Here is an 18,197-nt window from a genome sequence, read left to right as displayed (position 1 = left end):
TCAAAATCTTTCGTCACTTTTGTCGGCGGCTGGCGGGCAATCTCATCATCGCCCGCGCGCCTTTTGGTGTCGTCTTCAGGTTACTCGGCAGCAACCATTCCCATGCGCTTGTCTTCCATTTCTTGAAGGGCGCGGCGATATTCGACAGGCATTACCTTCACGAACTTGGGGCGATACTCGTCCCAATGTTCCAGAATGGTGCGCGCCCGGGTCGAGCCGGTGTAGTCGATGTGGTCGTTGAGCATCTGACGCAGACGTTCATCGTCGTGACGATTCATGTCGCAAGTCACGTCAACACGGCCCTTGTGCTCAATGTCGCCGCCATGGTGATGCAGCTTTTCAAGCAGATCGTCTTCCGCGGACACCGGTTCCAGTTCGACCATGGCCAGATTGCAACGGGAGGCGAACTGGCCGTCCACGTCCAGCACATATGCAATGCCGCCAGACATCCCAGCCGCAAAGTTGCGTCCCGTTTCACCGAGCACGGCGACGACACCGCCGGTCATATATTCACAACCGTGATCGCCGACCCCTTCGACAACTGCAATGGCGCCGGAGTTGCGAACGGCAAAGCGTTCGCCTGCAACACCGCGAATGTAGCACTCGCCGGTTGTGGCACCATAGAGCAGGGTGTTGCCTGCAATAATGGAATCTTCCGCAATGATACGACTGTTTTCCGAGGGGCGCACGATGAGACGTCCGCCTGACAGGCCCTTGCCAACGTAGTCGTTGGCATCGCCGACGAGATCGAAGGTCACGCCCTTGCTGAGGAATGCGCCGAATGCCTGTCCGGCGGTGCCTTTCAGATTGACGTGGATCGTGTCATCCGGCAGCGCTTTGGAGCCGTACTTCTTGGCAATTGCGCCCGACAGCATGGCCCCGGCAGAGCGATCAACGGAACAGATCGTCTCGTCAATGACGACGGCCGTCTTGTCTTCAAGAGCCGGTTTCGCGGCTTCGATCAGTCGACGGTCAAGAATGTCGTCAATCGGATGCTTTTGCAGCTGCGTCCAGCGAATGTCCTCGGGAGCGGCTTCCGGCTGATAGAAAATCCGCGAGAAGTCCAGGCCCTTGGCTTTCCAATGGTCGATTGCAGCGCTCTTGTCGAGGAAGTCAGACCGGCCGACAATTTCTTCCAGCTTGCGAATGCCAAGGGCTGCCATGAATTCACGCAGCTCTTCGGCAACGAAGAAGAAGTAGTTGACGACATGCTCTGGCGTCCCCTTGAAGCGCTTCCGCAGAACCGGGTCTTGGGTGGCAATGCCAACCGGACAGGTGTTGAGGTGACACTTGCGCATCATCAGGCAACCAGCCGCAATCAGCGGTGCGGTCGAGAAGCCAAATTCATCAGCGCCCAGAAGCGCGCCGATCATGACATCGCGACCTGTGCGCAGGCCGCCATCAACCTGAAGCGCAATACGGGACCGCAAGCCGTTGAGAACCAGCGTCTGCTGCGTTTCCGCCAGGCCGATTTCCCAGGGCTGCCTGCATGCTTGATCGAGGTCAAAGGTGAGGCCCCCGTTCCACCGTCGTAGCCCGACACCGTGATATGGTCGGCGCGTGCCTTGGCAACACCGGCCGCCACCGTGCCGACGCCTACTTCAGAGACGAGCTTGACGGAGATGTCGGCTTCCGGGTTGACGTTCTTCAGATCGTAGATGAGCTGTGCCAGATCTTCGATCGAATAGATGTCGTGGTGGGGCGGAGGTGAAATCAGGCCAACACCTTGGGTGGAGTGACGCACCTTGGCGATCACGGCATCCACCTTGTGACCCGGCAACTGTCCGCCTTCACCCGGCTTGGCGCCTTGGGCTACCTTGATCTGGATCATGTCGGCGTTGACCAAGTATTCTGTGGTCACACCAAAACGTCCGGAGGCAACCTGCTTGATGGCAGACCGCTTGGGGTTGGCCGATCCATCGGGGAGCGGATTGAAGCGCTCTGGCTCCTCGCCACCTTCACCGGTGTTGGACTTGCCGCCCAGCGTGTTCATCGCCATGGCCAGCGTTGTGTGGGCTTCGCGCGAGATCGAGCCGAAGGACATGGCGCCCGTGACGAAGCGCTTGACGATGTCTTCGGCGGATTCCACTTCGCTAAGGTCCACAGGAGTGCGGCCTAGTTCATCGGCGCTCTTGATACGGAAAAGACCGCGAATAGAGAAACGGCCGCTTTCCTCGTTGATCATCTTGGAGAAGGCGCGATAGGTGTCGGGCAGCTTGGACCGAACTGCATGTTGCAGGATGGCGATGCTGTCCGGCGTCCAAGTGTGGTTTTCACCGCGCACGCGGTAGACATACTCCCCACCCGTCTCAAGCGCCCGGCGCAGAACAACTGCATCGCCAAAGGCTTCGGCATGACGCATCACTGTTTCATGAGCAACCTCCGGCAGCCCGACGCCTTCGATCTGGGAGGCGGTGCCGAAGAAGTATTTCTCGATCAGCTTGGTCGACAGGCCGATGGCATCAAAGATCTGAGCTCCACAATAAGATTGGTATGTGGAGATGCCCATTTTGGACATGACCTTGAGCATGCCCTTGTTGATAGCCTTGATGTAGCGATGCACGATTTCGGACGCATCGACTTCCTCGGGAAAGTCGAGCTTGGCATGCAGCGAAGCCAGCGTTTCAAAGGCCAGATACGGATTGATCGCCTCGGCGCCGTAGCCTGCAAGAACGCAGAAGTGATGTACTTCGCGCGCTTCGCCAGTTTCCACCACAATGCCCACGGAAGTGCGCAGACCCTTGCGGATCAGATGGTTGTGGACAGCTGCGGTTGCCAGCAACGCCGGGATGGCGATGCGGGAGCGGCTGATCAGACGATCCGACAAGATGATAATGTTGTCGCCATCCAGGACGGCTTTTTCCGCACGGGCGCACAAATCTGTCAAAGCGCTTTCCATCCCGTCAGCGCCTTTTTCGGACGTGTAGGTGATGTCGAGCGTCTTGGCCGAGAATTGATTGTCGGCAATGTCGCCGATAGCGCGTATCTTTTCCAGATCCTCATTCGTGAGGATCGGCTGACGCACCTCAAGACGCTTGGAGGTCGAGAGGCCTTTCAGATCGAACAGGTTCGGGCGTGGTCCGATGAAAGACACAAGGCTCATCACCAGCTCTTCGCGGATCGGATCAATCGGCGGATTGGTCACCTGTGCGAAGTTCTGCTTGAAGTAGGTGTAAAGCAGCTTGGATTTGTCTGACAGAGCCGAAATCGGTGTGTCCGTGCCCATCGACCCGATGGCTTCCTGGCCAACAGTGGCCATCGGCTGCATCAGGATCTTGATGTCTTCGGTGGAATACCCGAACGCTTGCTGTCGGTCGAGAAGGCTTTCACCGGCAATCGGCGCACGGTCGCGCACCTGCGGCATGTCTTCCAGCACGATCTGCGAGCGATGTAGCCAGTCCCGATAGGGATTGGCGGTTGATAGGCTGCGCTTGATTTCTTCATCAGAAACAATGCGACCTTCTTCCAGATCGATCAGCAACATGCGGCTAAGGCTGAAGACGCCATTTCTTGACGATCTTGCTTTCCTCGATCGGCAGCACACCGACTTCCGACGACATGACGACGAAATCGTCTTCGGTGACGACATAGCGGGCAGGGCGCAGACCATTGCGGTCCAGCGTCGCGCCGATCTGACGGCCATCGGTGAAGGCAACGGCTGCAGGGCCATCCCACGGTTCCATGATGGAGGCATGGTACTCATAAAAGGCACGGCGGTTTTCATCCATCAGCGGATTGCCGGCCCAGGCTTCCGGGATCAGCATCATCGCGGCATGGGCCAGCGAGTAGCCGCCCATAGTCAGGAATTCGAGCGCATTGTCGAAGCAGGCCGTGTCCGACTGGCCCTCGTAGGAGATTGGCCACAACTTCGAGATGTCTTCGCCAAACAGCGGCGAGGAGACGGAGGCTTGACGCGCTGCCATCCAGTTGACGTTGCCGCGCAGAGTGTTGATCTCACCATTATGCGCCACCATGCGATAGGGGTGCGACAGTTCCCAGGACGGAAATGTGTTGGTGGAAAAACGTTGGTGAACCAGAGCCAGGGCCGAGGTGAAGCGCTCGTCCTTGAGGTCGCGGTAATAGGCGCCGAGCTGATAGGCCAGGAACATGCCCTTGTAGACAATGGTCCGGCTAGACAGCGATACGATGTAGAAGTTCGATTTGGAGGCCTTCAACTCGTCGCGTACGCGGTTCGAAATAACCTTGCGCAAGACATAGAGGCGGCGTTCGAAATCGTTTTCGTCTTCCTCATGGGCGCGACGAATGAACACCTGGCGTGACACAGGCTCGGTGGCCGCGATGTCGGGAGCCTTGGAGAGAGACGAATTGTCGACGGGAACATCACGCCATGCGATTAACGCCTGACCTTCTGCCTTGATCACCTGCTCGATGATCGCTTCGCACTGGCTGCGCAACGTGTCATCCTGCGGCAGGAAAACAAAGCCAACACCGTAAAATCCCGGCTCGGGCAGGTCCACGCTCTGCGTTGACAGTTCCTGTTTGAAAAACTCATGTGGCATCTGGACCAGCATGCCTGCGCCGTCGCCCATCAACGGGTCAGCACCCACGGCACCACGGTGCGTCAGATTTTCCAGGATCTGCAAGCCATCAGCCACAACGCGGTGAGACTTGTCACCTTTCATGTGTGCAATGAAGCCGACACCACAGGCGTCATGTTCGCGCGATGGGTTATAAAGGCCCAGCGCAGTTGCCTGTTCGCGGCGAGCAGTCAGGGATGTCATGGGTGCGACTGGCGTCGCATCGGTTGGCCCTGCCTGAATAGCTGTGTCTGTACTCAGCTGTTTTCTCGTCATGTGCGTCCTCACCAAATTCCAGCGGTTCCCGTGGCTTGAAGCGAAAGGTTGCGTTCGGGTCGCGTTCCTCTCCGGACGCGGCTCGTGCGACAACCCTGGCTTTCGGCCTCGGTTCTGTCGAATATTGCCCGGTTCGCTCCAACAAAGCGAACCGTTTTTCAGGTCACGACGCGTGTTTGCGTCGTCGCTCGCAGTTTCCTTCCCGGGCTGTTATCTTATCCAGGCAGTCGTTCCGCTGCTCTGATAATTCGCCGTGGCGGATCCGGCCCTTTTGGGGTCCTGATCCGAAGTGTTGGACAAAGGACAGTGATGCTGTCCTATCGCAAGCTGCGAGACATTGCCAGATTTTCCGGGAGGGAGCAAGCCTCTTCTCACTACTCTGTTATAATTGTTTCTTGCTTCTTGTTCTGTGTGATCATTTGCGCACAAAAATAAAGACTTTTTTGAAATATTATTACGTGCCTCAACTCTGCATGGTGAGGTTGAGTGTCACGTCGCTTTGATTTCCGCTCACGGCACCGCTGGGGCATGCTGGCGAAGGGGAACGACAAGGCACGCGATCGTTTCAGAGCGTTTTCGTGTCGGATTCTTTAATCGGAGACAACTCATGTCGAACAAGACACTCGCAACGGCTGTTTTGGCAACCGCCGTAACATCAGCTTTGGCCAGTCTGGCGGTCACCGCCGAGGCGCAGGCGCAGGCAAAGGAAAAATGCTACGGCGTCGCTCTTGCTGGTCAGAATGACTGCAAGGCTGGCCCTGGCACCACATGCGCAGGGACATCCAAAGTGGACTATCAGGGCAACGCCTGCAAACTGGTGCCGAAGGGAACGTGTGCCTCGATTGATTTGCCGGACGGCCGACAGGGATCGCTGGAAGAGCTGGATCGGGATGCCCCCAAAGGCTGAGGCTTGAAGTCAAGATCGGCGGCAGTCGCGGTTTCTCGGGACAATCAGTCGGGCGGGATATTGCGGCTGTCGGAAAACGTTAAACTGCCAAGGGGAGAGTGGCATGGTGCACCAGAGTGAGCAGGTAACGGGTCCGCGCGCTGCAGATGTGTCGCGGTCTGGGGCGATGTCGTCCTCGCCACGCGGGAGGACCTCGGAAGACATCTCTGCGCGGGCTGGTGTGGGTCTGAAGGCGCAGCATGTTGAAGCGATCTTGCGCACTCGGCCATCGCTTGGGTTCTTTGAGATCCACGCGGAAAATTACATGGGGGCAGGTGGCCTGCCGCATCGCCAGCTTGAAGCCATTCGCGCGGAATACCCCATTTCGCTGCATGGCGTCGGACTGTCTATTGGCGGGCCGCAACCGCTCGACAAGCATCATCTGGCGCGCCTGCGGGATCTGAAGTTACGCTATGAGCCGGGTCTGTTTTCGGAGCATCTGGCATGGTCGACACATGATACAGTTTATATGAACGACCTGTTGCCCTTGCCTTACAACATGGCGACGCTGCAACTCGTCTGTGACCATATTGATCTGGTGCAGGATGTGATGGAGTGTCAGATGCTGCTGGAAAATCCGTCCACCTATGTTGCCTTTGAGCAAAGCACTATGAGCGAATTGGCCTTTTTGCATGAGGTCGTGACTCGAACAGGCTGCGGGCTGTTGCTGGACGTCAACAATGTTCACGTGTCGTGTACCAATCAGGCGATGGATGCTGAGGCCTATCTTGAGGCATTCCCGATGCAGGCGGTTGGGGAGTTGCATCTTGGGGGCCACGCGCCGGATCATGACGATGCCGGAGAACCCCTGTTGATCGATGCGCATGATCGCGAAGTCGATGAGGTTGTCTGGGCGCTTTATGATCAGGTGCTGGCGCGCACTGGAGCCGTGCCGACATTGATTGAATGGGATAATGAGGTTCCCGAGTGGGCAGGATTACTGAAGCAGGCCCACAGGGCCGATGTGCGGTTGCAGGCTTTCACCGATCACCACGGTTGAGCGCTTGTGCAACAAGCAACGGGTCAGGAATGATTGATCAGGAGCCACTTTGGACTGCCTTCCGGCAGGCTGTCGGCGATGCTTCTCTCGCCGTGCCCGGAGGTGTGATCGGGCCAAATGGACGAGAAGCCGGAAAACGCTTCGATGTCTATCGCAACAATGTCAGCGTGGGGCTGACTGAAGCGTTGGCGGCCAGCTTTCCGGCGCTGCGGGCATTGGTCGGAGACGAATATTTTCGCGCACTCACGCAGGTGTTCGTCGCAGCAAATCCGCCGCGTTCACCTGTGTTGATCTGGTTTGGCGGCGAGCTTGCGGATTTCATTGAGGCGTTTCCACCCTTGCACGCTTATCCCTATTTGAGTGACGTTGCGCGGCTCGAGTGGGCCTTAGTTGCAGGCCTATCATGCCGCCGATGCTCGTCCGCTCGATCCTTTCTGCCTGAGCGGGATGTCGGAGGCGGACTTGCAGGCGTGTTGTTTCGTTGCCCATCCGGCGGCTGCGCTGGTGGCATCGCGCTGGCCGGTGATGTCGCTGTTTCAGGCCAACCGCACAACGGTGGAGAATCCGGATTCAGAGATAGATCCGGCGCTGGATATGGCATGTGCCGAAACCTGTCTCGTGACACGGCCAGACGTTGATGTCGAACTGAGGGCCGTGCCTTGCGGCGGTGCGGAGCTGGCAGCGGCATTGCTGGAGGGGGAGACGCTTGGCGATGCCGTTCAGGCGGCTCTGATCAATGTGCCAGATGTGCCGATCTCGCAGATATTGGCCTTGTTGCTTGAAACCGGTTCTTTTTGTGCGATGAATAGGCCGTAACAGACGAATGAATTGCAATTTCGTGAGGGTGGGACGTGAACGGGCTGATTTCTTTTTTCTTGAGGCCTATCAGGCTTTTTTCCGCACGCTGGAGCGATTGACGTTCGGCTGGCTGGTCGAACTGGCGGCGCGGCTTGCGTTTTCTTCCGTGGCGCTTGTCTATTTCCTGAATTCCGGCATGACAAAGATTGGGAGCGGTGCGTTGGGCTTTCTGTATCCCACAGACGGCGCCTATGCTCAGATCCTGCCACAGATGATGGAGCGGGTCGGGTATGACGTCAGCAAGATAGACTTTTTTCCCTATGGACTGATTGTGTTGGTCGGAACATGGGCAGAGTTCGTTCTGCCGGTCTGTATTCTGCTGGGTCTGTTTACCCGGATCTCCGGGCTCGGGATGATTATCTTCATCGCGGTGATGACCTACACGGATATCTATGGCCATCATGTCGGGGCCAAGGCCATCGGTATGGTTTTTGATGGCAATCCAAGTTCTCCAATCGCAGACCAGCGTCTGTTGTGGATTGCCCTGCTGTTGGTGCCGATGTTGAAGGGGGCGGGAACGCTCTCTCTGGATGCATTTCTCTTCAATTATTACCGCAGGCATGAGCGCTATTATTGATTTCGGCTGATGGTGTTTGCCTGAGCTCAGGTTCCCGGTTGTCAGGCTTGCCATCTGGTGCTTAAACACAGGCATGAACTTTGCGAGTGATAACTGGGCAGGTGCTTCGGAGGCGGTCATGGCCTCTCTGGCACGCCATAATGAGGGGTTTGCGCCAGCTTACGGCACAGATCCTGTGAGCCTCTCTGTCGAAGCGACATTGCGCGAGATTTTCGAAAAGGAAGATCTCAGCGTCTTTATCGTCGGCACAGGCACTGCCGCCAATTCTCTGGCTCTGGCCTCGGTGGCCAAGCCGGGCGGCATTTTCTTTTGCCAGACGCAGGCCCATATTCAGGTTGATGAATGTGGTTGCCCTGAATTCATGACGGGTGGTGGCAAGCTCGTGTCTGTCGCCGGACCTGACGGCAAGATGGACCCGGATCTGCTGCGCGAGGCGATTGCGCGCTTTCCGGACGGCGTTGTGCATCACGGTCAGGCCACAGCGGTTTCTTTGACCCAGGCAAGTGAATGCGGAACAGTTTACACGTTGGATGAAATTGCAGCCCTCAGTGCTGTCGCCAAGGAACGCAATCTGCCGGTTCACATGGATGGCGCGCGCTTTGCCAATGCGTTGGTGTCTCTTGGGGTTTCAGCTGCGGACATGACATGGAAAGCAGGTGTCGACATCCTATCCTTCGGCGGTACGAAGAATGGGTGCTGGTGCGCTGAGGCAGTGATCTTCTTCAATCCGGAACAAGCGAAGGGGTTCGAGTATTTCCGCAAGCGAAGCGGTCAGCTCTTTTCCAAGTCCCGATTTGTCTCGGCACAGTTCGATGGGTATCTGTCGGACGAGCATTGGCTGGAGAACGCGGCACATGCCAATGAAATGGCACTGCGGCCTGGCGGAGGGCATTCGCAATGTTGGCGGACGCACCTTGTGGCCGGTGGAAAGCAACGAGTTGTTTCCGGTCATCAAGCGCAGTACCTGTGAACGATTGCGGCAGGCTGGTGCTAATTTCTATGATTGGCCGACGGATGATCTGGGGCCGGGCGATCGTCCGGCAGACGATGAGATCTGCCTGCGTCTGGTCACCAGCTTTGCTACCAGCGATGCCGAGGTTGACGCCTTCATTGCACTGTTGGCCGCGTGATATTCAAGCGAATGATCTTATAAAAGCTGAAAAGCGCCCGGGGTGAACCGGGCGCTTTTTTATTCAGTTCAGGTGGGGGATCGCCTGAACAGCTTCAGGAGGAAGGTCTGTGGGTCCGTCAGACCGCCGAAGTCTCAATTTGCTTCGGCGAAGACGTACCAATTTCGATCTTGCGCGGCTTCATTGTTTCAGGAAGCTCACGGACGAGATCAATATGCAGCAAGCCGTTTTCGAGGTGCGCGCCTTCGATGCGAACAAATTCGGCAAGCTGGAAGCGGCGTTCAAAAGCGCGCGAGGCAATTCCGCGGTAGAGAATTTCCTTCTCTCCATCTTCATCAGCCTTGTCACCCTTGATTGTCAGGGCATGTTCCTTCGCCTCTACGGTGAGGTCTTCTTCCGCAAACCCGGCAACAGCCATCGTGATGCGGTAGGCGTTTTCGCCAGTCCGTTCGATGTTGTAGGGCGGGTAGGTCGGAGCTTCGGCGTTGGCCGAATCGAGCATGGAGAAGAGCCGGTCAAACCCAACGGTGGAACGATACAGTGGAGTAAAGTCAAAATGACGCATTGTTTCTGTCCTCTTGAATGAGCAACGAATTTACGTTCATTCAGCTCCCGGTACTGGCGAGCTGACAAGTATTAATGGCCCCTTACTGGCGACCATGCAAAGTAGATGGGGAGCCGATTTTCGGCTTTCAAGGTCTCTGTCAACGAGTGTTGTCAATTTTTATCGTGATCGTGGTTTGCGCCTGAATGGCAGATGAACAGGCGGTTCGAATTTGGTTCAAGTCGGGCATGGCAAGGTAAGATCAACGTCGCAGAAAAGGCGGCGCATCAGCCAAGGAGAAACGCCATGACCTTCACGAGAAAAATTATCGCAGCGCCTTTCGCCGCAGCCATCGCCTTGTCGATCTTCGCCGGCGTCGCCTCGGCGGCGCTAGGGAATGCAACCGCGACGGTTGCGCAGACCACCAGTCAGCAGGCTCATGTTCAAAAGGTCGATTGGCGTGGACGTCAGGAGCGCCGTGACCGTCGCTGGGACCGGAATCATCGTCCCAATGGTAAATTGGACGCCCGTGGCGTCACGCGCCGCTTGCATCGACAGGGCTATCGCCACATCCGGGTGATCGGTCAGCGTCCCAATGTTTATATCGTGCGGGCACGAGGCTGGAAGGGCATGACCATGCGCCTTGTCGTTGATAGCCGCAGCGGTCACGTGATCGGCCAGCGTCCGATGGGGGCATCAGGTCGTCATTGGGGATACCGTTGGTAAGATGGCAGGCAACACTGCCTTTGTGATGTGTCAAAGGTCTCGGCGTTCCTTTTGTGGGTGCCGGGGCCTTTGCTCTTGAGGGGGCAGGTATCCCCGGTATCAGTGAGACTGTGGTTCTGTTCGAGCGCTCACGGGAGATTGCCCGCGTTGATAGATCTGATTGAAACACCGGACAATCTGATCCCGGCCAACGCGCAAAGCGGGATGGTAAGAACCGCTGATGGCGTGTTTTTGCGTTATGCGCATTGGCGGGCAACAGGATCGCTACGGCGTGGCACAGTGACCCTGTTGCAAGGTCGTGCAGAGTTTATCGAGAAATATTTTGAAGTCATTGGCGAGTTGCGTGCGCGCGGGTTCGATGTCGTTGCCTTTGATTGGCGTGGGCAGGGAGGGTCGCAGCGCGCGTTGCGTCATCGCCGCAAGGGTCATGTGCGCAGTCTGACGCAATATCAGGACGACCTTCTGACCATTTTGAGGAAAGTGTCACTTGCCGAATATGCCGGGCCGCATTTTGCGCTTGCGCATTCAGCTGGTGGAACGGTTCTGCTCGCCTCGCATCGACGTTTGCGCACCATGCTGGATCGGGCGGTGCTCTGCGCTCCCTTTACCGGGCTTTTCGTCAAGTCACTGCGACGCGAACGGCACTTGCTGTATCTTGTCCGGGTGTTGTCCTGGGTGGGTTTCGGGCGCAGTTTCGTGCCTGGCACAAAGGCACGGCATATCCATCCTTTCGAAGGCAATCGACAGACCAGTGACCCACGCCGCTTTGCCCGTATGGTTCATGTGCTGGAAGCGTCCGACGAACTTGGACTGGGCGGTCCGACCTATATGTGGGTTCGGGCGATGAGCCGCGCATTGTTGGCCTTCAGGCATCGTCTTTTTGGCGGGTCGGTGTCGCTGCCCTGCTTGTTTATCACGGCGGGCAAGGACAGGATTGTGTCAACGCAAGCGGCCGAAGATCTGGCCTTTCGCATGAAAGCTGCAGGCTATGTGGAAGTTCCTGGAAGCAAACACGAAATCATGATGGAGGCCGATGTCTATCGGCAGCAGTTCTGGGCTGCGTTTGATGCGTTCATTCCGGGCAGCGAGGTGGGCGCAGACTGATCTGCGCCTTTGTTTCCTTGCTGTGGGTCGTGAGTGGTTCCGCTTAAATCGCAGCGTGGGCCAGTTTCTTGAGTACGATGTCATGTAAACGTGGGTCGCCACTGGCGATGATCTGGCCGCCATCCGTGGCGGATCCCCCTGTCCAGGTGGTCATGACACCGCCCGCGCCTTCAACGATGGGGATCAGAGCCGTTACGTCATAAGGCTTCAGGCCGCTTTCGATCACAAGATCAACCTGTCCGGCGGCCAGCATGCAATAGGCATAGCAATCCGTGCCGTAGCGCGCGAGCTTGCACTCGGCTTCGACGGCGTCATAGGCTGCTTTTTCTGGGCTTGTAAAAATACGTGGCGAGGTGGTCATCAGGACTGCATTTGACACTTCCTTGCACGCGCGTGTCTTCAGCGTTATTTCGCCAAGTGGCCCGCTGTACTCAGGCACTTTTTGTGTCGCCCATGTAGGTCTCGCCTACGTAAGGCTGAGACATCATGCCCAGCACGGGTGCGTCGGCCGTCTTGAGGCCGATCAGTACTCCCCAGGTGGGCAGGCCGCTGATGAAGGCGCGGGTGCCGTCAATCGGGTCCAGAACCCAGATGGTTTCAGCATCCAGATTGAGGCTTTCCTCTTCCTCACCCAGAATGCCATGCTCGGGGAACCGAGCTTGAATGAGCGCGCGCATGGCGGCTTCGCTGGCCTTGTCGGCAATGGTCACGGGATCAAAGCCGTCGGCTTCCTTGTTTTCGACCGCTCTCAAGCTGCGAAAATGGGGCAGAATCGCCTGCCCGGCGGCTGTTGCAAGCTCGTTCATGAACGCAGCCATGGAATTTTCTGAAGAAGCGGGAGGAAAAGTCATTTTTGCAGCCTCAATGTTTGGCGGGCATTGATGGAAGGGTTTCGAATAAAGGTGAGGTTTTTCATACGCTTTCAAATGGCGCGTGTCAGGGGAAACTTTAAACGCGGGCCTGTTGCATAGTTTTGGGGCGGTTGTGCCCATAAGCAAGGCTTGACCTTTTTGCGTTGCGGTGAGAATTTTATTGCATCGCGAAACGATTTTTTCCGAGTAGCGTCGCCCTCCTTGGGCGTTTCCTCCCTAGACTTTCGGGCCGCCGGTTGTGCGGCCCTTTTTTCTGTGTCCAGACTTCAAAAGCGTTTACGGGCTTTCTCAATGGAGAAATGATGCACCGCACTCTTTGATTCTCTTGGGAGAGGAATGGAGGGGATGGCACGTCAATGGCGCAGTCATTCAGCCGCGATGCGATCATCCCGAATGAAGCAATTGTCCGGCATTGATGACAAGGTTTCGATGAAGAGCTGCAAGTCTGCCTGAAGTTGCAAGAAGTGCGAGTGTGGCGTGTGGCTTGCCTCATCCATATAGATGCCGCGATTGATTTCGATTTGCAGAGCATGCAGCCCTTTTGTCGGCCGCCCATAATGTTCTGTGATGAAGCCACCGGCATAAGGCTTGTTGCAGCACACGCGATAGCCAAGGTTGCGCAGCAGATTACCTGCAAATTCGGTCAGATCTGGGGCGCAGCTGGTGCCGAAACGGTCTCCCAGCACGAAGTCTGGCTGATAGCCGGTGTCCTTGCATTTGACGGTCGACGGCATCGAGTGACAGTCGATCAGGATGGCATACCCGAAGGTCACATGCGTTTCAGCGAGCATCCGGCGCAAGGTTCGGTGATAGGGTTTGTAGATGTGCTCCACCCGTCCCAATGCTTCGTCTGCAGGTAGTCGCGAGCGATAGATCTCCTGCCCTTCGCTGACGATGCGGGCAATGGTGCCAAGCCCGCCAGAAACGCGAATGGACCGGCTGTTGATGTAATTCGGCAGCTTTCCATCGAACATGCGCGGATCAAGCTCGTAGGGCTCTCGGTTCACATCCAGATAGGCGCGTGGAAAATGGGCTCGCAGGAGCGCTGCCCCCAATGGAACGGCAGCGGTGAAGAACTGGTCGACGAAGGCGTCTTCCGAGCGGCGGATCGTATGAGGATCAAGACGCGAGCGCTCCAGGAAGGTGTCCGGATAGACACGACCGGAATGCGGAGAGTTGAAAATGAATGGCACGCGCTGTTGCGCAGGCGCCAGCACTTCAAACGCAGATGTCCCGTCAAAGTCTCTAAGTGCCTGATCCCACGCGTTCGAGCCAGCCGGCATGTACAACCCTTATGCTTTTTCCCTGTTCTGGACATTAACATGCCGTCCACAGATGCGCTTGACGAGCACGTATTCGCAGTTTCACTCTATCTTTACAACTCGTACAGACTATATAACCGGCGCAGGGTTGGCGGGTAGTCCTGCCACGACAATAATTCTCTTAGATCAATATGGTTGCAGAACATGCCGCGTATCCTTCTTGCGGAAGATGACAATGACATGCGCCGCTTCCTTGGCCAAGGCGCTTGAAAACGCTGGCCATGATGTCGTTTCCTTCGATAACGGAAAGAGCGCCTACGAGCGTTTGCGCGAAGAGCCTTTTTCCTTATTGCTGACCGATATCGTCATGCCTGAGATGGATGGCATTGAGCTGGCGCGCCGCGCGACACAGCTCGATCCCGATCTCAAGGTGATGTTTATCACGGGCTTTGCAGCAGTGGCGCTTAATCCGGAATCCGATGCTCCGAAGGATGCGAAGGTGCTGTCCAAGCCTTTCCACCTGAAGGACCTCGTGCATGAAGTGGATCGCATGCTGGCAGCCTGAGGCCGCCATCTGTCCCAGGATGTTCAGACTTTTCAAGAGGCTGTGGACGAATTCGCAGGTTCTTTGAAAAAGGGTGTTGCGTCGGCCTCAGAAGCCCGTTATATCCCCATCCACCGACGGCGTTGAGGCGCTGTAACACCGAGAAATTCGGGCGTGTAGCTCAGCGGGAGAGCACTTCGTTGACATCGAAGGGGTCACAGGTTCAATCCCTGTCACGCCCACCATTTATACGCTTTTGAACGAAATGTTCGATTGACGTGGATGGTTCTCGAAAAAGAAAATTGCGCGAGGCTGGATCCGTGCAGCAGTTTTCGAAGAGGATCATTCTTAGCTGCGAGCGCCTTTGGCGCTCGTTTCATGTTTACGGTAACAGGGTCCTTTTGGGGGACAATCTCATGAAGATCAAAAATTCGCTCAAAGCGCTTATGGCCCGCCACCGCGACAACAAGATGGTTCGTCGTAACGGCCGCGTCTACATCATCAACAAGAAGAACCCGCGTTTCAAAGCGCGCTAGGGTTGATATCTGGCGCCTTTTTGGCGCCAGCTTCTTCTTGATTGTCCGTTTAACGGATTGACCGCTGAAACCGACGAGGTCATCTTGTCGGTATGCGGTTTTTTTCGTTTGTCGGATCGATTGTCGGGCTTTTCTTTTATCTGCTTCTGCCAGAGGCGGCGCAGGCCACAGCTCTGACATTCAGTTCCGCACAGTCTGGAACTGTGCGGTGTGTTGACTCATGTCCAAATTATGCGCCTGGCACATGGATCTTGTCTGTTGGCCTCTTGTCGGTCGCAGGCTCGGCCAAGACGCCCATCTTGCCAGAAGAAAAATATCCCGCTCCGGATGATCTCGATACACTTTTGCCATCGGATGAGGATATGCCCTCAGCGTCTGGTGAGAAGGCTGACCAGGCGCCCCCTGAGGTCGCCGAAAGTGGGCGAGCATCTGCGACAAGAGCAGAGCGTCTCAATAGCCTGTTTGCCAAGGCTCGCCAAGGCAAAAGATGGCCCAAGTGCCAAGCTGTTGGCGCGTCAGATTCAGGGTCTTTGGCTGACAACCAGCAGTGACACGGTCAATTTGCTGATGGAACGCTCGGCCATTGCCTTGCGACAAAAGAATTACCCACTTTCCTTGGATCTTTTGAACACAGTCATCGTGCTTGCCCCGAAATATGCGGAGGCTTGGAACCGGCGTGCGACGGTGTTCTACATGCAGCAAGATTTCGGCAAGTCCCTGTCTGACATCGAAAGGACGCTGGAGCTGGAACCGCGCCATTGGGGCGCGATCTCCGGACTTGGTATCATTCAGCGGATGTTGGGGATGGACAAGCAAGCGCTCGCCACTTTTCAAAAGGCGCTGTCCATCAATCCGGGTCTTGAAGACGCACAAGAGGCCGTCGAGGAAATTGAAGCTGAAGAAGCAGGGCAGTCCATTTAGTCCACTCTGAGCTTTTTCTCTGCGACGCAGTTCTTTTCACAAGGGGCGGATCGGAGGGCAGAGCCTCAGTCCCTTGTCTTGTTGCGCAAGAGCTCCAGATACTACCGCATGATTGATGTTCTTGTTCTATTTGGTGCTCTTTGTGTTCTTTTGGCAGCGCTTGCCGCCTACACCGCGTTTCGCGTGGCGCAGATCAACCGAAGTTGTCATCCTCTCGGCGCACTGATCAAGCGGAATGGCGTGACGCAGCACTATCTCCTGATCCCGGCGCACAATGTTGAGGCCGCACGTGAAAAACCAACTTTGGTTTTCATTCATGGTGCCAGTGGTAACCTGCGAGATCTGCGCATGGCTTTTGATGCGCATCTGCCAGACGATCAGGACTGTCTGTTTATGGACCGTCCTGGTCTCGGCTTTTCGACGCGTGATTTCTCCAAGCATTCTGATCCGGTTGCGCAGGCGAGTGAAATCGCCACGCTGATCGACGATCTCGGGATTGCTCGGTGTGTGGTGGTTGGACACTCCTACGGGTGCGCGGTTGCTGCTGCACTGGCGCAGGAGCGTGCCGACAAGGTGGAGGCTGTCTGCTTCATCTCTCCGGCAACGCATCCGTGGCCGGGCGGAGTGGCCTGGTACAATCACGTTGCGTCTTGGCCTGTGCTGGGGTGGCTCTTCTGCTGGACGGTGGCTTTGCCGGTCGCAGAACGCATCGCTCCCGCAGCGATCCTCAGCACGTTTGCGCCGGAACCTGCGCCTGCTGGTTATGCCGATGCTCTTCAGTTGGAATTGCTGCTACGTCCGGGGACGTTTAGAGCCAACACAATGGACATCAATGCGCTTCATGCCTGTGTGGCACGCATGGCAAAAACTTATGACCAGATCAGGCAGCCAGCTGTGATCGTGACAGGAGATACGGATGGAGTGGTCTGGCCGAGTATTCATGCCAAGGGACTTGAGCGAGACTTGCCCAATGCCCGGTTGATTGTGCTCGAAGGGGCAGGGCACATGCCGCATCATAGCCATGCAGCCCGGATCATGGATGAGGTCTTCAACGTGAGCGAGAGCCGGAGCGTCGGCAAACCTGATCTACTCAGCCGCGAGGCTCAGGCCTGAAATGCCGGTTGGGATGTGGTCGATCTGACGTCTTGCGCATGGCTAATCGGTCTTGTGGAGGGACCGGACCTGTGCGCGCGCACCAGAAGTTGCGTAGGCACACGCAGAGGGGGGCTCGGGTCAAGTCAGGTCTGCGCAGCAGGGTGAACCATGCTGCGCAGACGACCTTTTTAGGATTCTGCGGCTGAGCCTGCGCCAAGCATGCCGAGAGCCTGAAGGTAAAGCTCGAGAACGGCTTCTTCCTCTTCGCGCTCATGCGGCTGCTTTTTGCGCAGGGAAACGACCTTGCGCAGGATCTTGTTATCGAACCCATTGCCCTTGGCTTCCGCGTAGACATCCTTGATGTCGTCGGAAATGACTTTTTCTTCTTCGAGACGTTCGATGCGCTCGATAAAGGCACGCAGCTGATCGCCGGCAACTCCGCCCGGATCTGACATGGGTCTGCTTCTCCTAGTTGTCTGTGTTCTTGATTTTCAATGCTGAAGGATGAACTGCCGTGCCAGAACTGGCCTGTCAGGTCAAGCCTTGTTAGGGGGTGGCCCCATAAATGCGTTTCAAATGGTCGAAGCGGATTTTTCTGCCTGTGAGGCGCGGCTGCGCAGAAAGCCGTTCAGTTTTCAAGACATCACAACGCCACAGGCAGGGAAATCTGCTCGGTCCTTCCTGAATGTCAAAACTGCGGCGATCCGTCTGCGTCAGACGGTTCAACCGACCAAAGCCCGCCTTCACCGCCTTCCTTGCAGCTCTTTGTGCTTTCTGACGCCATTTAAAGCGCATTTATGAGTCCGCTTCCTAGGCCGCATCGGTCGGTTTGGATGCCTCGAACCCGGCCTTTTGCTCTGGTGTCGCTTCCTTCTGGTGAAGGTCTTTCCAGGTGCTGTAAGGCATGCCGTAAATGATTTCGCGGGAAGACTCTTTGTCCATTTCCAACCCCTTCTCTTCGGCTGCCTCACGATACCAGTTCGACAGGCAGTTTCGGCAAAATCCAGCCAGGTTCATCAGGTCGATGTTTTGCACATCTGTTCGCGTTTGCAGATGGGCGACAAGACGCCGAAAGGCGGCGGCCTCCAGTTCTGTGCGTGTGGTTTGATTCATGATGAAGCTCCGTGAGACGTGAATGAGTCGGACCATGCTTTGAGCACGCAAGGTCACTGCCCGATATGGCAAAAGCAAGGGGACGGTGATCTTTGACATGATTTTGCGGTTGGTGAGGAAGCGATGTGGTCGGGAAAATGAAGAGCGAGACTGAT

The 18,197-nt window shown here is 56.4% G+C and carries 13 protein-coding genes, 1 tRNA gene and 5 pseudogenes; 13 read left to right on the top strand and 6 right to left on the bottom strand.

Features of this window, described 5'->3' with window-relative positions; genetic code table 11:
* Positions 1-80: 80 nt before the first annotated feature.
* A pseudogene (gene gltB, locus AC0L7U_RS08760) lies at positions 81-4,814 on the bottom strand (glutamate synthase large subunit).
* Positions 4,815-5,421: 607 nt separating this feature from the next.
* Between gltB and AC0L7U_RS08755 the strand changes: the two are divergent.
* The 6 genes and pseudogenes from AC0L7U_RS08755 (at position 5,422) to AC0L7U_RS08730 (ending at position 9,325) form a co-directional block, all read left to right on the top strand.
* On the top strand, positions 5,422-5,721 hold the full coding sequence (locus tag AC0L7U_RS08755) for a BufA1 family periplasmic bufferin-type metallophore (RefSeq protein ID WP_473695374.1): 300 nt from the start codon (positions 5,422-5,424) through the stop codon (positions 5,719-5,721).
* A gap of 166 nt (positions 5,722-5,887) precedes the next feature.
* A complete protein-coding gene (gene bufB / locus AC0L7U_RS08750) occupies positions 5,888-6,760 on the top strand; it encodes an MNIO family bufferin maturase (protein WP_473695721.1) in 873 nt (290 codons plus the stop codon).
* A 29-nt stretch (positions 6,761-6,789) separates the two neighbouring features.
* Positions 6,790-7,023 (top strand): annotated as a pseudogene (locus AC0L7U_RS08745) (HvfC/BufC N-terminal domain-containing protein); the annotation flags it as partial.
* Between the two features lie 127 nt (positions 7,024-7,150).
* Positions 7,151-7,576, top strand: a complete 426-nt coding sequence (locus AC0L7U_RS08740) for a hypothetical protein (protein ID WP_473695939.1) — start codon at positions 7,151-7,153, stop codon at positions 7,574-7,576.
* A 22-nt stretch (positions 7,577-7,598) separates the two neighbouring features.
* Positions 7,599-8,195 (top strand): DoxX family protein, encoded by a 597-nt coding sequence (locus tag AC0L7U_RS08735; protein ID WP_473695372.1) that lies wholly within the window; start codon positions 7,599-7,601, stop codon positions 8,193-8,195.
* A gap of 73 nt (positions 8,196-8,268) precedes the next feature.
* Positions 8,269-9,325 (top strand): annotated as a pseudogene (locus tag AC0L7U_RS08730) (threonine aldolase family protein).
* Positions 9,326-9,443: 118 nt separating this feature from the next.
* Here AC0L7U_RS08730 and AC0L7U_RS08725 read toward each other — a convergent pair.
* Positions 9,444-9,890, bottom strand: coding sequence for an Hsp20 family protein (locus AC0L7U_RS08725; protein WP_473695370.1), 447 nt, complete (start codon positions 9,888-9,890; stop codon positions 9,444-9,446).
* 285 nt (positions 9,891-10,175) lie between these two features.
* Here AC0L7U_RS08725 and AC0L7U_RS08720 point away from each other — a divergent pair, with 285 nt between their 5' ends.
* A complete protein-coding gene (locus AC0L7U_RS08720; protein WP_473695368.1) occupies positions 10,176-10,595 on the top strand; it encodes a hypothetical protein in 420 nt (139 codons plus the stop codon).
* Between the two features lie 147 nt (positions 10,596-10,742).
* Complete coding sequence (locus AC0L7U_RS08715) at positions 10,743-11,699, top strand: alpha/beta hydrolase (RefSeq protein WP_473695366.1); 957 nt, start codon at positions 10,743-10,745, stop codon at positions 11,697-11,699.
* A gap of 43 nt (positions 11,700-11,742) precedes the next feature.
* On the opposite strand, the pseudogene hisN reads toward AC0L7U_RS08715, so the two are convergent.
* A pseudogene (gene hisN / locus AC0L7U_RS08710) lies at positions 11,743-12,517 on the bottom strand (histidinol-phosphatase).
* A 419-nt stretch (positions 12,518-12,936) separates the two neighbouring features.
* The gene (locus AC0L7U_RS08705) at positions 12,937-13,854 is read right to left on the bottom strand and encodes an N-formylglutamate amidohydrolase (RefSeq protein WP_473695364.1); all 918 of its coding nucleotides are present in this window, start codon (positions 13,852-13,854) and stop codon (positions 12,937-12,939) included.
* Between the two features lie 183 nt (positions 13,855-14,037).
* On the opposite strand from AC0L7U_RS08705, the pseudogene cpdR reads away from it, so the two are divergent.
* From cpdR to AC0L7U_RS08680, 5 genes and pseudogenes are all read left to right on the top strand, one after another.
* Positions 14,038-14,398: pseudogene (cpdR, locus tag AC0L7U_RS08700) on the top strand (cell cycle two-component system response regulator CpdR).
* Positions 14,399-14,547: 149 nt separating this feature from the next.
* A tRNA-Val gene (locus AC0L7U_RS08695) sits at positions 14,548-14,622 on the top strand.
* Between the two features lie 171 nt (positions 14,623-14,793).
* Complete coding sequence (ykgO, locus tag AC0L7U_RS08690) at positions 14,794-14,913, top strand: type B 50S ribosomal protein L36 (RefSeq protein ID WP_473695362.1); 120 nt, start codon at positions 14,794-14,796, stop codon at positions 14,911-14,913.
* A gap of 417 nt (positions 14,914-15,330) precedes the next feature.
* Positions 15,331-15,834 (top strand): tetratricopeptide repeat protein, encoded by a 504-nt coding sequence (locus tag AC0L7U_RS08685; protein ID WP_473695360.1) that lies wholly within the window; start codon positions 15,331-15,333, stop codon positions 15,832-15,834.
* Between the two features lie 108 nt (positions 15,835-15,942).
* The gene (locus AC0L7U_RS08680; protein ID WP_473695358.1) at positions 15,943-16,947 is read left to right on the top strand and encodes an alpha/beta fold hydrolase; all 1,005 of its coding nucleotides are present in this window, start codon (positions 15,943-15,945) and stop codon (positions 16,945-16,947) included.
* Positions 16,948-17,117: 170 nt separating this feature from the next.
* Here the strand turns inward: AC0L7U_RS08680 and AC0L7U_RS08675 are convergent, their stop codons facing one another.
* Together AC0L7U_RS08675 and AC0L7U_RS08670 are read right to left on the bottom strand one after the other, a co-directional pair.
* The gene (locus AC0L7U_RS08675; RefSeq protein ID WP_473695356.1) at positions 17,118-17,384 is read right to left on the bottom strand and encodes a DUF2312 domain-containing protein; all 267 of its coding nucleotides are present in this window, start codon (positions 17,382-17,384) and stop codon (positions 17,118-17,120) included.
* Positions 17,385-17,739: 355 nt separating this feature from the next.
* Entirely contained in the window at positions 17,740-18,042 is a 303-nt protein-coding gene (locus AC0L7U_RS08670) for a DUF1244 domain-containing protein (protein WP_473695354.1), read from the bottom strand.
* Positions 18,043-18,197 lie beyond the last annotated feature (155 nt).

It is taken from the genome of Roseibium sp. 10G30-5, assembly GCF_055809635.1.
Note: the sequence above shows the minus strand (reverse complement) of the source record. Positions and strands in the feature narration are given on the sequence as shown.

Excerpts from the sequence above, each read along its gene's own strand:
- AC0L7U_RS08725 (WP_473695370.1), bottom strand. The coding sequence starts at position 9,890 with ATGCGTCATTTTGACTTTACTCCACTGTATCGTTCCACCGTTGGGTTT.
- ykgO (WP_473695362.1), top strand. The coding sequence starts at position 14,794 with ATGAAGATCAAAAATTCGCTCAAAGCGCTTATGGCCCGCCACCGCGAC.
- bufB (WP_473695721.1), top strand. The coding sequence starts at position 5,888 with ATGTCGTCCTCGCCACGCGGGAGGACCTCGGAAGACATCTCTGCGCGG.
- AC0L7U_RS08755 (WP_473695374.1), top strand. The coding sequence starts at position 5,422 with ATGTCGAACAAGACACTCGCAACGGCTGTTTTGGCAACCGCCGTAACA.
- AC0L7U_RS08675 (WP_473695356.1), bottom strand. The coding sequence starts at position 17,384 with ATGTCAGATCCGGGCGGAGTTGCCGGCGATCAGCTGCGTGCCTTTATC.
- AC0L7U_RS08705 (WP_473695364.1), bottom strand. The coding sequence starts at position 13,854 with ATGCCGGCTGGCTCGAACGCGTGGGATCAGGCACTTAGAGACTTTGAC.
- AC0L7U_RS08670 (WP_473695354.1), bottom strand. The coding sequence starts at position 18,042 with ATGAATCAAACCACACGCACAGAACTGGAGGCCGCCGCCTTTCGGCGT.
- AC0L7U_RS08680 (WP_473695358.1), top strand. The coding sequence starts at position 15,943 with ATGATTGATGTTCTTGTTCTATTTGGTGCTCTTTGTGTTCTTTTGGCA.
- AC0L7U_RS08720 (WP_473695368.1), top strand. The coding sequence starts at position 10,176 with ATGACCTTCACGAGAAAAATTATCGCAGCGCCTTTCGCCGCAGCCATC.